The following is a 13,732-nucleotide window of genomic DNA, read 5'->3' as shown; positions in this document are numbered from 1 at the left end:
GGGAGAGCACCTCCCTTACAAGGAGGGGGTCGGCGGTTCGATCCCGTCATCACCCACCACTCGGGTCGTTAGCTCAGTTGGTAGAGCAGTTGACTTTTAATCAATTGGTCGCAGGTTCGAATCCTGCACGACCCACCAAATTTCTGGTGGAATGCAATAGTAAGACGTGAAGGATAACGTTGCGTCAGCAACGGCCCGTAGGGCGAGGCAAAGCCGAGTCATCCTGCACGACCCACCAAATTTTTTGGTACCGAGTACACTCTTTCAGGCAACACCCGTATGGGTCGTTAGCTCAGTTGGTAGAGCAGTTGACTTTTAATCAATTGGTCGCAGGTTCGAATCCTGCACGACCCACCAGTCTGAATAGAGAATGCAGTAAATCCCGCAAGGGGTCGTTAGCTCAGTTGGTAGAGCAGTTGACTTTTAATCAATTGGTCGCAGGTTCGAATCCTGCACGACCCACCAAATTTTAAGTGACATCCTGCTAGCAGGATGTGCAGGATAACGGAGTCGTTTACGACGACGGCCCGAAGGGCGAGCGAAGCGAGTCATCCTGCACGACCCACCAATGTAAAAAAGCGCCCTAAAGGCGCTTTTTTGCTATCTATCATCCCTGTTAAGCTCATCGCTGTTCTCAACCCTATCAACGTCCTCGTAGGTCGGATAAGCAAAGCGCATCCGACATCTCTCCCCACGCGCATTTCCTGTGACTTCTCGCCCTGAATCCGCTATCTTGTTTAGTATATGAAACATGAATGCCCGTAGTCAGCGCTTTGTCCGCCAGTGACGGGCTTAGTTGTTAAGCCAGTGAAACGAGAGCCATAATGAGCGTAATGTTCGATGCCGATGCTGCTATCTATCCTTTTCCGCCCAAGCCAGCGCCGTTAAACCGTGACGAGAAACACTTCTATCGCGAGAAAATCAAGCGCCTGCTCAAAGAGCGCGACGCCGTAATGGTGGCGCACTATTACACCGACCCTGAAATTCAGCAGCTGGCGGAAGAGACCGGCGGCTGCATCTCCGATTCGCTGGAAATGGCCCGCTTCGGCGCTAAACACCCGGCATCAACGCTGCTGGTTGCGGGTGTGCGCTTTATGGGGGAGACGGCCAAAATCCTCAGCCCTGAGAAAACGATCCTGATGCCGACGCTTAACGCGGAATGTTCGCTGGATCTGGGCTGCCCGATTGAAGAATTCAGCGCCTTTTGTGACGCCCACCCGGACAGAACCGTGGTGGTCTATGCCAACACCTCTGCGGCGGTTAAAGCGCGTGCCGACTGGGTAGTGACCTCCAGCATTGCGGTGGAGCTGATTGAACATCTGGATAGCCTCGGTGAGAAAATTATCTGGGCGCCGGACCGCCACCTTGGTAGCTACGTACAAAAGCAGACCGGAGCGGATGTGCTTTGCTGGCAGGGCGCCTGTATTGTCCATGACGAGTTTAAAACTCAGGCCCTGACGCGCATGAAAGCGCTGTATCCCCACGCAGCGGTGCTGGTTCATCCGGAATCGCCGCAGGCGATTGTCGGGATGGCCGATGCGGTGGGCTCTACCAGCCAGCTCATCAACGCCGCAAAAACGCTGCCGCATAAACAGCTTATCGTTGCCACCGATCGCGGCATCTTTTATAAGATGCAGCAGGCGGTACCGGAAAAAGAGCTGCTGGAGGCGCCAACCGCCGGAGAAGGAGCGACCTGTCGCAGCTGCGCCCACTGCCCGTGGATGGCGATGAACGGCCTGCAGGCTATCGCCGAAGGGCTGGAAAAGGGCGGTGAGGCGCACGAAATCTACGTTGACGCTGCGCTTCGTGAAGGCGCGCTGCTGCCGCTTAACCGGATGCTGGATTTTGCGGCTACACTACGTCCTTAAGATGAATAACGCGTAGGAATACGCTCAGGGGAAAAGATGGATTTTTTTAGTACGCAGAATATCTTAGTGCACATCCCGATTGGGGCGGGTGGTTACGATCTCTCGTGGATTGAAGCGGTGGGCACCGTAGCGGGGTTACTCTGTATCTGGCTTGCCAGCCTCGAAAAGATAAGCAACTACGCGTTTGGTCTGATTAACGTCACGCTGTTTGCCATTATCTTTTTCCAGATCCAGCTTTACGCCAGCCTGCTGCTGCAGCTCTTTTTCTTTGCCGCCAATATCTATGGCTGGTATGCATGGTCCCGGCAGACCCAAACGCAGGAGGCCGCGCTACAAATCCGCTGGTTGCCGCTGCCTAAAGCGCTGGCCTGGCTGGCCGTCTGTGTGGTCGCCATTGGCTTAATGACGGTCTATATCAATCCCGTCTTCGCCTTCCTGACAAAGGTGGCCGTCTCGCTGATGCAGAGCCTGGGGATGAACGTGGCGATGCCGGAACTCCAGCCCGATGCATTCCCCTTCTGGGACTCCTGCATGATGGTGCTGTCTATTGTCGCGATGATATTGATGACGCGTAAGTATGTTGAGAACTGGCTACTGTGGGTCGTTATCAACGTGATCAGCGTGGTAATTTTCGCCCTGCAGGGCGTCTGGGCTATGTCGCTGGAGTATATGATCCTGACGGGTATCGCCCTGAACGGTACGCGGATGTGGATAAACAGCGCCCGTCAGCGTGGCTCACGGGCTTTTGCCAGTTAATGATGGTGTGAGTGCGGGGCAGGCTGCGTTTCGCTGAGATGGCAGTCTGGCCCGTTACAACGCTGATATTCCATCTGGATGGTGGCATGGGCAACCTGGTAATGGTGTGCCAGGAAATGGTCAATTTGCCGCAGCAGGGCATCGTGGTCATGCGGCGGAATAACCTGCACGTGAAGCGTCAGCACCGTCTTTTCCCCAACCAGCCAGGCATGAACATGGTGAACGTCCCGTACTTCGGGAATATCCCGCCGCAAATGGCGTTTTAATGCGCCGATATCCAATGCTAAAGGCGCGCCTTCCAGCAGTTCATTCACGCTCTCACGCAGCAGCGCCCATGCGCTGCGTAAAACCAGAATGGATACCAGGACGGAAAGTATCGGGTCGGCAGGCGTCCAGCCGGTATACATAATGATTAACGCGGCGGCAATCGCCCCCACCGAGCCGAGCAGATCCCCCAGCACATGCAGCGCGGCGGCACGCACGTTCAGGTTTTTCTCTTCACTGCCCCGGTGCAGAAGCCAGAAGGAGAGAATATTCGCCAGTAAGCCCGCTATCGCGATAGCCAGCATAGTAAAGCCAGCGACAGGCTGCGGATGATAAAAGCGCTGAAAAGCTTCCCAGACGATTAACAGGGTGATAACCACCAGGGCGATGGCGTTCACAAACGCCGCCAGCGTGGTCAGACGCAGCCAGCCAAAAGTACGTCGCGGGCTGGCGGGCCGTTTAGCAAAATAGACTGCCAGTAAGGCGAACAGTAGCGCTGCGGCATCGGTAAGCATATGCCCGGCGTCCGCCAGCAACGCCAGCGAACCGGAGACAAGCCCACCCACCACTTCAATGAGCATGAAAACAGCCGTAACAGCAAAGGCCAGCAATAGCCGTCGCGCGTTAGCGTCGTGAGGAAGATGCGTATCAGAATGCGAATGTGAATGCGCCATATGTTAGCCGTCCCGTGTTGTTGGCGTTATCAGCGACTTACATCATTGCAGATCTTTTTGAAGTCGGCACAAAAAATTAAGGAGAGCCGTAGCTCTCCTTAATGGAAGACAGATTCACCGTTACTGGGTAGTACCGTCAGTTTTGGTATTGGCGTCGTTATTAATGCCGTCGCCAGTCTGGACTTTTTCGTTAATGTCCGGGCACTTACCATCTTTACACTGAGAATTCTTATGAATCTCATCCTTGGTCATGTTGCTATTGTCCATCCCATTGGTGGTGCCTGAGTTGGTCTGAGGATGCAGCATTGTGCCGTTGGATGTGCCGGTAGTACCTGTAGTACCGGTGGTACCCATGGTGCTGGAGTTAGTACCGGAATTGGTGCCGGTATCCATATTGCCAGGTGCGACGTTCTCTTTTGCATCCGGTGCCATCTGGCCTGCATCCGCCGCGGCGTTTGCCTGGCCGTTATTAGTTTGCGAGGTCGAGTCAGCTGCGAATGCCGCGCCGCTCGCCATTGTCAGGGTAGTCGTCAGTAAAAGCGTCGCTAATTTGTTCATTTTCATCATGATGCTCCTGTTCTGTTCGTTACTGGCCGGGCTATGCACCGGTGAAACGTGCGCGAACGAGTAATCACGCTCAGTGGTGAAAGATACCAAGACTACCTTTTAAGGCAGTATGGAATATCGTAAAAAATAAAAATCAAAGTGTTTACACTTAAAAAGTGTAGCTTTGATCTGGATGAACGCTACTTTCAGGCAGTTTTTTCACCTATTCCAGGAATTTTCTGTCTGTAGTGTAAATTCGCGTTTACACTCTTTGACCGACGAGATAGATTGGAGTGATTGCATTCATTTATTAAGTATGGCGAAGCTGGAAAGAACATGACTTATCAGAACGACGATTTACGCATTAAAGAGATTAATGAGCTATTACCCCCGGTTGCACTTCTGGAAAAATTCCCGGCGACGGAAACCGCTGCAAATACCGTATCGCTTGCCCGCAAAGCTATTCACACTATCCTGAAAGGCCAGGACGATCGTCTGCTGGTGGTCATTGGGCCGTGTTCCATTCATGACCCGGCGGCGGCTAAAGAGTATGCTTCCCGTCTGCTGACCCTGCGTGAAGAGCTAAAGGGCGAGCTGGAAGTGGTCATGCGCGTCTATTTTGAAAAGCCGCGCACCACGATAGGCTGGAAAGGGTTGATAAACGATCCGCATATGGACAACAGCTTCCAGATTAACGATGGCCTGCGTATCGCGCGTAAGCTGCTGCTGGACATCAACGACAGCGGTCTGCCGGCGGCCGGTGAATTTCTGGATATGATCACGCCGCAATACGTCGCCGATCTGATGAGCTGGGGCGCGATTGGCGCACGCACGACCGAGTCACAGGTTCACCGTGAGCTGGCATCTGGCCTCTCATGCCCGGTAGGGTTCAAAAACGGCACCGACGGCACTATTAAGGTCGCCATTGACGCCATCAATGCCGCCAGCGCGCCGCACTGCTTCCTGTCGGTGACCAAATGGGGCCACTCCGCTATCGTCAATACCAGCGGTAACGGCGACTGCCATATCATTCTGCGCGGCGGCAAAGAGCCTAACTATAGCGCCCGCCATGTGGCGGAGGTGAAGCAGGGGCTGGAAAAAGCGGGCCTGGCGCCGCAGGTGATGATCGATTTCAGCCATGCCAACTCCAGCAAGCAGTTCAAAAAGCAGATGGAGGTCGGCGCAGACGTCAGCGCGCAGATTGCGGGCGGCGAAAAAGCGATTATCGGCGTGATGATTGAGAGCCATCTGGTAGAAGGTAACCAGAGCCTGGAGAGCGGCCAGCCGTTAACCTACGGTAAGAGCATCACCGATGCCTGCATTGGCTGGGAAGACACGGATGCCATTCTGCGTCAGCTGGCGGAAGCGGTAAAAGCCCGCCGTAAATAACGTTCTGACAATAAAAAAAGCGTGGAGCCGGGCTCCACGCTTTTTTATATCCGGCGAAAAATTACTTCGCTTTACCCTGGTTAGCGACCGCTGCCGCTTTGGCTGCGATTTCGTCGGCGTTACCCAGGTAGTAATGTTTGATCGGCTTGAAGTTTTCATCGAACTCATACACCAGCGGCACGCCGGTCGGGATATTCAGTTCCAGAATCTCTTCTTCGCTCATGTTATCCAGGTATTTTACCAGCGCGCGCAGGGAGTTACCGTGTGCGGCAATGATAACGCGCTCGCCGCTTTTCAGACGCGGCAGAATGGTTTCATTCCAGTAAGGGATAACGCGATCGATAGTCAGCGCCAGGCTTTCAGTCAGCGGCAGCTCGGACTCGGTCAGTTTAGCGTAACGCGGATCGTGGCCCGGGAAACGCTCATCGTCTTTGGTCAGCGCCGGCGGGGTTACCGCAAAGCCGCGACGCCACTGCTTAACCTGCTCGTCGCCATATTTTTCTGCGGTTTCCGCTTTGTTCAGACCCTGCAACGCGCCGTAGTGACGCTCGTTCAGCTTCCAGGATTTTTCCACCGGCAGCCAGGCCTGATCCAGCCCGTCCAGGATATTCCACAGGGTGTGGATGGCGCGTTTCAGCACGGAGGTGTAGGCGAAGTCGAAGCTGTAGCCTTCCTCTTTCAGCAGCTTACCTGCCGCTTTTGCTTCGCTGACGCCTTTCTCGGACAGGTCAACATCGTACCAACCCGTAAAGCGGTTTTCGTTGTTCCACTGGCTTTCGCCGTGACGAACCAGTACCAGCTTAGTAACAGCCATACACTTACTCCTTCATGAGCCTGATTGAATGATAACAATTCTCATTATATTGCCCACTGATGGGCAGCGGCAACGATTACCCTTAACCATAGCGAAAATAGCGCCTCAGTGTAAGATGCATGTGAAACAGCAGTTATGATTTTGTCGATGACTGGCGGATGTTTGGACGATATGAATAAAAAACCCTCCGGCTGGAGGGTTTTGGCATCAGGCCGGAATAAAGTGATATTCCGTCAGGCTAACGTACTCGTCACCCGGCTGCAGCACACAGTCAGGCTGCGGGAAATCGGGGCGGTTAGGGCTGTCGGGCAGCAGTTCGCTCTCCAGCGCCAGCCCCTGCCATGCGCCATAGGTCGCGTTACCCCGCGCGGGCGTACCCTCAAGGAAATTTCCCGAGTAAAACTGCACCGCCGGCGCGGTTGTGTAGACCGCCATCTGCAATTTTTTATCCGCCGACCAGACCTGCGCCGCCGGTTTGCTGATGTCGCCCTGCGCCTGCAGCAGGAAGGCATGGTCGTAGCCGTTTACCACCCGCTGATCTTCTTCGCTGAGGAAATCTGCCGCGACCGTTTTCGGCTGACGGAAATCAAAGCTGGTCTGCGCCACGCTTTTAAGGCCGCCCGTGGGAATACCCATCGCGTCTACCGGCAGATAGTCGTCCGCCAGCAGCTGCAGCGTATGGTTGCGCACATCGCTCTGCTCGCCGTCGAGGTTGAAATAGGCGTGATTGGTCAGGTTGACCGGGCAGGGCTTGTCGGTGGTGGCGCGATACTCAATGGCCAGACGGTTATCCTCACCTAAACGGTAAAGTACGCTGGCGTTCAGATTGCCGGGGAACCCCTGGTCGCCATCCTGCGAGGTGAGCGACAGCAGCGCTTCGCTGTCATTCTGCCGCTCGATGCGCCAGCGGCGCTTGTCAAAACCCTCTTTGCCGCCGTGCAGCTGGTTTTCACCCTGGCTCGGCGTCAGTGTCCAGGTCTGCCCGTTGAGGGTAAACTGGCTTTTCGCAATGCGGTTAGCGTAGCGACCAATGGACGCGCCCAGGTAGGCGGTCTGCTCAATGTAGTGTTCTGGCGTCGCGCAGCCTAATAGCGCCTCGCGCACCGAGCCATCGTTCAGCGGCACGCGCGCGGAGAGGAGCGTTGCGCCCCAGTCCATCAGGGTGACCACCATTCCCGCGTCGTTGCGCAGCGTAATCAGACGAAACGGCAACCCGTCCGGTGCCGCTCCGGTAGTTTCATTTAGCACTGTCCTGCTCCCTGTGAAGGTTTACATACATAGAAGGTTTCTTTAATGCCGGTTCTGGCTTCGTACTGGCTCTCTACGGCCTGTTTGACCGCGGGCACCAGCGCTTCCGGCACCAGGGCGACCACGCAACCGCCAAAGCCGCCGCCGGTCATCCGAACGCCGCCTTTATCGCCAATGGCCTCTTTGACAATCTCTACCAGCGTGTCGATTTGCGGCACGGTAATTTCGAAATCGTCGCGCATAGAGGCATGAGACTCCGCCATCAGTTCGCCCATGCGCTTAAGGTCACCTTTTTCCAGCGCGCTTGCCGCCTCAACGGTACGGGCGTTTTCGCTCAGCACGTGGCGCACGCGTTTTGCCACCACCGGGTCCAGTTCGCTGGCCACGGCGTTGAACTGGTTGATATCCACATCGCGCAGCGCTTTTTGCTGGAAGAAGCGGGCGCCGGTTTCGCACTGCTGGCGGCGGGTGTTGTATTCGCTCCCCACCAGCGTGCGCTTGAAGTTGCTGTTAATGATGACGATGGATACCCCTTCCGGCATCGATACCGCTTTGCTGCCCAGCGAACGGCAGTCGATCAGCAGGGCGCTGCCTTTCTTGCCCAGGGCGGAGATCAGCTGGTCCATAATGCCGCAGTTACAGCCGACAAACTGGTTTTCCGCCTCCTGGCCGTTGAGGGCGATTTGCGTACCGTCCAGCGGCAGATGATAAAGCTGCTGGAAAACGGTCCCCACTGCAACCTCCAGCGAGGCTGACGAACTCAGACCGGCACCCTGCGGCACATTGCCACTGATCACCAGATCCGCGCCGCCAAAGCTGTTGTCACGGCTTTGCAGATGTTTCACCACGCCGCGCACATAGTTTGACCACTGTTGCGAGTCATGCGCCACAATCGGCGCATCCAGCGAAAACTCATCCTGCTGGTTATCGTAATCCGCGGCGATAACCCGCACGGTGCGGTCATTGCGCGCCGCACAGCTAATGACGGTCTGATAATCGATAGCGCAGGGCAGCACAAAGCCATCGTTATAATCGGTGTGCTCGCCGATCAGGTTGACGCGGCCCGGAGCCTGAATGGTGTGGGTGGCAGGGTAGCCGAATTTTTCAGCAAACAGGGCTTGGGTGTTCTCTTTCAGACTCATAGTTAAACTCCGGATTCGCGAAAATGAATATCACTGACCGCGCGCAGACGCTCGGCGGCTTGTTCCGCCGTCAGGTCGCGCTGTGTCTCGGCAAGCATTTCATAACCCACCATAAATTTACGCACCGTGGCGGAGCGCAGCAGCGGTGGGTAGAAGTGGGCGTGAAGCTGCCAGTGAGCGTTATCGTTATCGTTGAAGGGGGCGCCGTGCCAGCCCATCGAATAGGGGAAGGAGCACTGGAACAGATTGTCATAGCGGCTGGTCAGTTTTTTCAGCGCCAGCGCCAGATCGCTGCGCTGTTCGGCGCTCAGATCCGTCATGCGCAGAATATGCGCCTTCGGCAGTAACAGCGTTTCGAACGGCCAGGCCGCCCAGTAGGGCACCACCGCCAGCCAGTGTTCCGTCTCGACAACCGTACGGCTGCCGTCGCGCAGCTCGCGGCGGGTATAGTCCACCAGCATCGGCGAGCCATACTGATTGAAATAGTCCCGCTGCAGGCGGTCCTCCCGCTCTGCTTCATTCGGCAGGAAGCTGTTAGCCCAGATTTGACCGTGCGGATGCGGGTTAGAGCAGCCCATCGCCGCCCCTTTATTTTCAAACACCTGCACCCAGGGATACTGCTGACCCAGCTCGGCGGTTTGCGTCTGCCAGGTTTTCACCACCTCTTCAAGAGCGCCGACGCTCAGTTCCGGCAGCGTTTTGCTGTGGTCCGGCGAAAAACAGATAACACGGCTGGTGCCGCGCGCGCTCTGGCTGCGCATTAGCGGATCGTCGCTTTCCGGCGCGTCCGGCGTGTCGGTCATCAGGGCGGCGAAATCGTTGGTGAAGACATAGGTGCTGGCGTAGTCCGGGTTTTTATCGCCGGTGACGCGAGTATTACCGGGGCACAGGAAGCAGTCCGGGTCATGGGCCGGGAGCGTCTGCTTAGCAGGCGTCTCCTGCGCCCCCTGCCACGGGCGTTTCGCCCGATGGGGTGAAACCAGAATCCATTGTCCGGTCAGGGGATTGTAACGGCGATGCGGATGATCGACCGGGTTAAACTGTGTCATGACCCTTCCTTTATTCTGCGTAGCCCTGAGGGTGGCGGGACTGCCAGCGCCAGGTATCTTGTGCCATTTCGTCGAGCGTGCGGGTGACGTGCCAGTTCAGCTCTTTATCTGCTTTGCTGGCGTCGGCCCAGTAGGCAGGCAGATCGCCCTCGCGGCGCGGCGCAAAGTGATAATTAATCGGTTTGCCGCAGGCTTTGCTAAAGGCGTTAACCACATCCAGCACGCTGCTGCCGACACCAGCCCCGAGGTTATAAATGTGCACGCCTGCTTTGCCAGCCAGTTTTTCCATGGCCGCAACGTGGCCGTCCGCCAGGTCCATCACGTGGATATAGTCGCGCACGCCGGTGCCGTCGGGGGTAGGGTAGTCGTTGCCAAATACCGCCAGCGATTCGCGCCGTCCTACCGCCACCTGAGCGATATAGGGCATCAGGTTGTTGGGAATGCCCTGGGGATCTTCGCCCATATCCCCTGACGGATGCGCGCCGACCGGGTTGAAATAGCGCAGCAGCGCAATGCTCCAGTCAGGCTGCGCTTTTTGCAGGTCGGTGAGGATCTGCTCGACCATCAGTTTGCTTTTACCGTAGGGGCTTTGCGGCGTACCGGTGGGAAAGCTTTCCACATAAGGGATTTTGGGCTGGTCGCCATAGACCGTGGCGGAGGAGCTGAAAATAAAGTTTTTGACGTTTGCCGCGCGCATTGCGTTTATCAGGCGCAGCGTGCCGTTGACGTTGTTGTCATAGTATTCCAGCGGTTTCGCTACCGACTCACCCACCGCTTTCAGCCCGGCGAAATGGATAACCGCCTCAATGGCGTGGTCGTGCAGGATCTCTGCCAGCAGAGCTTCGTCGCGGATGTCGCCTTCGACAAACAGCGCGCTTTTACCGCCGAGACGTTCGAGAATCGGGACAACGCTGCGCTTACTGTTACACAGGTTATCGAGAATAATGACGTCATGGCCATTTTGCAGCAGTTGTACGCAAGTGTGGCTTCCAATGTAACCGCTACCACCTGTAACCAGAACTCTCATATATCACTCCATCAAGCGTAAGTAATGAATTAACCTTAGCATAACAGAGATGGCAAAAGTGTGATATGCGATAAAATAGTGGAATCGTTTACACTGAACGTTGGAACACAATCGCCATCAATGAGAGGTGATTATAAGCCAGTTAAATGGTTCGGCAGGGAGGCATAAAGTCTGAAAATATCAGAAAAAACAGCGGGCCGGCGCGCCCGCTGTCGGTGTTAAGCGAACTGATACTGCCAGCTATCGCCGTCAGGCACAAACTGCAGGTGATGGGTAATACAGGCGGGCGCGTCAGAAGCATGATGTGAAACAAACAGCAATTGCGTCTCCCCTTCGCCAATCAGCACGTCAACGAAGCGGCGAATCAGCTGTCGGTTCAGCGGGTCGAGACCCTGCAGCGGCTCATCAAGAATGAGCAGCGTCGGGTGTTTGACCAGCGCGCGGACAATCAGCGCCAGCCGCTGCTGCCCCCAGGAGAGGTTGTGAAACGGGGCGTCGGCGGCGCTGGCGCTAAAACCGGCGATATTCAGCCACTGCTGCGCCAGTTTGCGCTGCCTGTCAGAAACCGCCTGATAAATGCCAATTGAGTCAAAGTAGCCAGAGAGCACCACGTTGCGCACGGTGGTACTGACCCGATAATCAAGGTGCAGGCTGCTGCTGACATAGCCAATATGCTTTTTAATATCCCAGATGGTTTCGCCGCTGCCGCGACGGCGGCCAAACAGCGTTAAATCGTTGCTGTAGCCCTGAGGATGATCGCCGGTCACCAGGCTGAGCAGCGTGGATTTGCCCGCGCCGTTAGGCCCGCTGATTTGCCAGTGCTCGCCGGGACCGACGGTCCAGGTCAGATGGTTGATTATGGCCCGGTCGTTATAGGAGACCACGCCATCGTTAAGCACGATAAGCGGCGCGCCGGGGTAAGCTGCTCCCGGGCGGGGGCGCATCCGGCTCCGGCAGCGACATACCCGCCAGATTTTCACTGTGCGCCAGCTGCGCGACCAGCGCCTGGCGCAGCAGGGCGGACTTTTCGCCGGTTTCGGTCAGGGCGCAGTCCGCCAGCACGCCAGCGTGCTGCACAAAATCGGGGATTTCATCGAACCGGTTGAGCACCAGTACCAGGGTGTACCCCTCCTGGTTCAGCTCCGCGAGCAGGTGCGCAAGATTCTCACGGGACTGCACATCCAGGCCGTCAAAAGGCTCGTCAAGAATTAACAGATCCGGCCGGGCCATCAGCGCCTGGCACAGCAGGGTTTTACGCGTCTCGCCGGTGGAAAGATATTTAAAGCGTCGGTTCAGCAGCGGCGTAATGCCAAAGCGTTCCGCTAGCTGGGCGCAGCGCTCCGGGGCGTTGACCTCCATCTGGATGATGTCGGCGGTGGTGCGCCCGGTATCCTCTTCGCCAGGGCTTAGCAAATCGGTATTGTTCCGCTCCCACTCTTCGCTCACCAGTTTTTGTAGCTGTTCAAAGGAGAGCCGGGCAACGCGGGTAAAGGTGCACTGCCGTTCGCCTTTCAGCAGCGTGAGTTCGCCCGCCAGCGCTTTCGCCAGTGCGGACTTGCCGCTGCCGTTAGCGCCGACAAAGGCCCAGCTCTGACCTGCGTGAAGGGCCAGACGTTCAATGGTCAGCGTTCGGGTATCGCTAAGGCGAAACGTGCCTTGCGAAATTTGCAATGATGACATGATGTATCCCATTTTTTGCAGCAATTAGCACAGGGATACGTGTCCGGAGGCGGCTTGTCAATGCGCTTAGCATAACGTGGCGAGAATCACTTTATCGGCATTAAAATATGCGGTGACTTCCTCATCTTCTTTTAGATCTTGCGCCATCTCGCGCGGAACGGTGGCGCAAAGCGACTGGCCATCCGCCAGCGTTACCAACACCTCGCACTGCTGTTCGCCCTGTTCAATATGGCTGACGCGCCCGTAGAGATGGTTATCCGCGCCGCTGATGGTCTGTTTGCCGGCGGCGATGGCCACCCATGGCGCTTTCAGCAGAACCAGCACCTCTTTGCCCGCGGTGAGCGCCAGTCGCTGAACGCTCTGCTCCGTGATAGCCGCTTTAAGCGTGGTGGCGCCGTCGGCCAGCAGCACTTCTACATGCCGCTGTACCGTTTGCGAATCCAGCCCGGTTACCGTACCAAACCACTGGTTGCGGGCGCTGGTCTGCAGGGAGAAGCGGGAGATAGCCGCCAGCAGGCTGTCCAGCGGCATAGCGTCATCATCGCTCAGCACGTCAAAGGCTTTTTGCTGGATCTGCCCGAGCAGATCGTAAAGTTGAATCAGGCGCTGCCCGTAACGGGTCACCTTCGCGCCGCCGCCGCCTTTACCGCCGGTGGCGCGCTCTACCAGCGTCTGCGCGCTAAGCTGGTTCATTTCGTTAATGGCATCCCACGCGCTTTTATAGCTGATGCCCGCGTTTTTCGCCCCCTGGCTTATTGAGCCAGTCTGTTCTATTTGTTTAAGGAGGGCGATACGACGCGGATCGGCAAAAAGCCGCTGCTGGAGTTTGAGGGTAAGAAGAATTTCAGCCTGCATAGCGCGTGTCCTGACGTAAAAGGCTATTGTGACGTAATTCCCCGGCGGCGCAAACGGCGTCGCACAAAAGGAACAGGACTTTACCCGATTCCTGTGTAAAATAGCCCGTCCACAATTTATGGAGTCGACCATGTTAGAGCTATTAAAAAGTCTGGTGTTTGCCGTAATCATGGTCCCCGTGGTGATGGCGATCATCCTGGGGTTGATTTATGGCCTGGGTGAAGTGTTCAACATCTTCTCTGGCTCCGGCAGCCGTCGGGAACGCCCTGCGCAACGTCGCTGATTTCTTAAAACGCCCGCTTTTGCGGGCGTTTTGCTGTTCAGGCTTCTCTTCTTTCCGTCTACATCCTTTTTCCTCTTTATAATTCTTGCGGGGTATAGCCTCACCGCGGGTAAACTCTGTTATCATCGTTATGTTTT

Annotated in this window: 12 protein-coding genes, 3 tRNA genes and 1 pseudogene; 7 read left to right on the top strand and 9 right to left on the bottom strand. The window is 56.2% G+C overall.

Translation table 11 applies throughout. The features are described from left to right. Positions 1–62 precede the first annotated feature (62 nt). The 5 genes from ENTHG_RS09490 (at position 63) to pnuC (ending at position 2,624) form a co-directional block, all read left to right on the top strand. A tRNA-Lys gene (locus ENTHG_RS09490) sits at positions 63–138 on the top strand. 143 nt (positions 139–281) lie between these two features. Next, positions 282–357 (top strand) — tRNA-Lys (locus tag ENTHG_RS09485). Between the two features lie 32 nt (positions 358–389). After that, positions 390–465 (top strand) — tRNA-Lys (locus ENTHG_RS09480). 359 nt (positions 466–824) lie between these two features. Then, positions 825–1,868, top strand: a complete 1,044-nt coding sequence (gene nadA, locus ENTHG_RS09475; protein ID WP_044178403.1) for a quinolinate synthase NadA — start codon at positions 825–827, stop codon at positions 1,866–1,868. Positions 1,869–1,904: 36 nt separating this feature from the next. Further along, on the top strand, positions 1,905–2,624 hold the full coding sequence (gene pnuC, locus ENTHG_RS09470; RefSeq protein WP_044178399.1) for a nicotinamide riboside transporter PnuC: 720 nt from the start codon (positions 1,905–1,907) through the stop codon (positions 2,622–2,624). Here the strand turns inward: pnuC and zitB are convergent. Further along, positions 2,621–3,562 carry a CDF family zinc transporter ZitB gene (zitB, locus tag ENTHG_RS09465; RefSeq protein ID WP_044178396.1) on the bottom strand — a complete coding sequence of 314 codons (942 nt, stop codon included), beginning with the start codon at positions 3,560–3,562 and terminating at the stop codon, positions 2,621–2,623. The two genes, pnuC and zitB, sit on opposite strands and share 4 nt — an antisense overlap. A gap of 120 nt (positions 3,563–3,682) precedes the next feature. Continuing rightward, the gene (locus ENTHG_RS09460; RefSeq protein WP_044178393.1) at positions 3,683–4,126 is read right to left on the bottom strand and encodes a protein YbgS; all 444 of its coding nucleotides are present in this window, start codon (positions 4,124–4,126) and stop codon (positions 3,683–3,685) included. Positions 4,127–4,444: 318 nt separating this feature from the next. Between ENTHG_RS09460 and aroG the strand changes: the two genes are divergently transcribed. After that, on the top strand, positions 4,445–5,497 hold the full coding sequence (gene aroG / locus ENTHG_RS09455) for a 3-deoxy-7-phosphoheptulonate synthase AroG (RefSeq protein ID WP_044178388.1): 1,053 nt from the start codon (positions 4,445–4,447) through the stop codon (positions 5,495–5,497). 61 nt (positions 5,498–5,558) lie between these two features. Here aroG and gpmA read toward each other — a convergent pair whose 3' ends face one another. From gpmA to modE, 7 genes and pseudogenes are all read right to left on the bottom strand, one after another. Continuing rightward, positions 5,559–6,311 carry a 2,3-diphosphoglycerate-dependent phosphoglycerate mutase gene (gpmA, locus tag ENTHG_RS09450; protein ID WP_044178385.1) on the bottom strand — a complete coding sequence of 251 codons (753 nt, stop codon included), beginning with the start codon at positions 6,309–6,311 and terminating at the stop codon, positions 5,559–5,561. 207 nt (positions 6,312–6,518) lie between these two features. After that, the gene (galM, locus tag ENTHG_RS09445; protein WP_044178381.1) at positions 6,519–7,559 is read right to left on the bottom strand and encodes a galactose-1-epimerase; all 1,041 of its coding nucleotides are present in this window, start codon (positions 7,557–7,559) and stop codon (positions 6,519–6,521) included. After that, positions 7,553–8,701, bottom strand: coding sequence for a galactokinase (galK, locus tag ENTHG_RS09440; protein ID WP_044178378.1), 1,149 nt, complete (start codon positions 8,699–8,701; stop codon positions 7,553–7,555). Before galK ends, galM begins: the two co-directional genes overlap by 7 nt. Positions 8,702–8,703: 2 nt before the next feature. Further along, positions 8,704–9,750, bottom strand: a complete 1,047-nt coding sequence (gene galT, locus ENTHG_RS09435; RefSeq protein ID WP_044178375.1) for a galactose-1-phosphate uridylyltransferase — start codon at positions 9,748–9,750, stop codon at positions 8,704–8,706. 10 nt (positions 9,751–9,760) lie between these two features. After that, the gene (gene galE, locus ENTHG_RS09430; RefSeq protein WP_044178372.1) at positions 9,761–10,777 is read right to left on the bottom strand and encodes a UDP-glucose 4-epimerase GalE; all 1,017 of its coding nucleotides are present in this window, start codon (positions 10,775–10,777) and stop codon (positions 9,761–9,763) included. A 218-nt stretch (positions 10,778–10,995) separates the two neighbouring features. Beyond that, positions 10,996–12,457 (bottom strand): annotated as a pseudogene (modF, locus tag ENTHG_RS09425) (molybdate ABC transporter ATP-binding protein ModF). A gap of 66 nt (positions 12,458–12,523) precedes the next feature. Beyond that, a complete protein-coding gene (modE, locus tag ENTHG_RS09420; protein ID WP_044178368.1) occupies positions 12,524–13,312 on the bottom strand; it encodes a molybdenum-dependent transcriptional regulator in 789 nt (262 codons plus the stop codon). A gap of 130 nt (positions 13,313–13,442) precedes the next feature. Here modE and ENTHG_RS09415 point away from each other — a divergent pair, with 130 nt between their 5' ends. Further along, positions 13,443–13,595 (top strand): AcrZ family multidrug efflux pump-associated protein, encoded by a 153-nt coding sequence (locus ENTHG_RS09415; protein ID WP_044178365.1) that lies wholly within the window; start codon positions 13,443–13,445, stop codon positions 13,593–13,595. Positions 13,596–13,732: the final 137 nt, after the last annotated feature.

The sequence above is a fragment of the Phytobacter massiliensis JC163 genome, assembly GCF_000321045.1.
GTDB lineage: Bacteria > Pseudomonadota > Gammaproteobacteria > Enterobacterales > Enterobacteriaceae > Phytobacter_A > Phytobacter_A massiliensis.
This window is presented reverse-complemented; position numbering and strand designations above follow the sequence as displayed.

Excerpts from the sequence above, each read along its gene's own strand:
- nadA (WP_044178403.1), top strand. The coding sequence starts at position 825 with ATGAGCGTAATGTTCGATGCCGATGCTGCTATCTATCCTTTTCCGCCC.
- pnuC (WP_044178399.1), top strand. The coding sequence starts at position 1,905 with ATGGATTTTTTTAGTACGCAGAATATCTTAGTGCACATCCCGATTGGG.
- zitB (WP_044178396.1), bottom strand. The coding sequence starts at position 3,562 with ATGGCGCATTCACATTCGCATTCTGATACGCATCTTCCTCACGACGCT.
- ENTHG_RS09460 (WP_044178393.1), bottom strand. The coding sequence starts at position 4,126 with ATGAAAATGAACAAATTAGCGACGCTTTTACTGACGACTACCCTGACA.
- aroG (WP_044178388.1), top strand. The coding sequence starts at position 4,445 with ATGACTTATCAGAACGACGATTTACGCATTAAAGAGATTAATGAGCTA.
- gpmA (WP_044178385.1), bottom strand. The coding sequence starts at position 6,311 with ATGGCTGTTACTAAGCTGGTACTGGTTCGTCACGGCGAAAGCCAGTGG.
- galK (WP_044178378.1), bottom strand. The coding sequence starts at position 8,701 with ATGAGTCTGAAAGAGAACACCCAAGCCCTGTTTGCTGAAAAATTCGGC.
- galT (WP_044178375.1), bottom strand. The coding sequence starts at position 9,750 with ATGACACAGTTTAACCCGGTCGATCATCCGCATCGCCGTTACAATCCC.
- galE (WP_044178372.1), bottom strand. The coding sequence starts at position 10,777 with ATGAGAGTTCTGGTTACAGGTGGTAGCGGTTACATTGGAAGCCACACT.
- modE (WP_044178368.1), bottom strand. The coding sequence starts at position 13,312 with ATGCAGGCTGAAATTCTTCTTACCCTCAAACTCCAGCAGCGGCTTTTT.
- ENTHG_RS09415 (WP_044178365.1), top strand. The coding sequence starts at position 13,443 with ATGTTAGAGCTATTAAAAAGTCTGGTGTTTGCCGTAATCATGGTCCCC.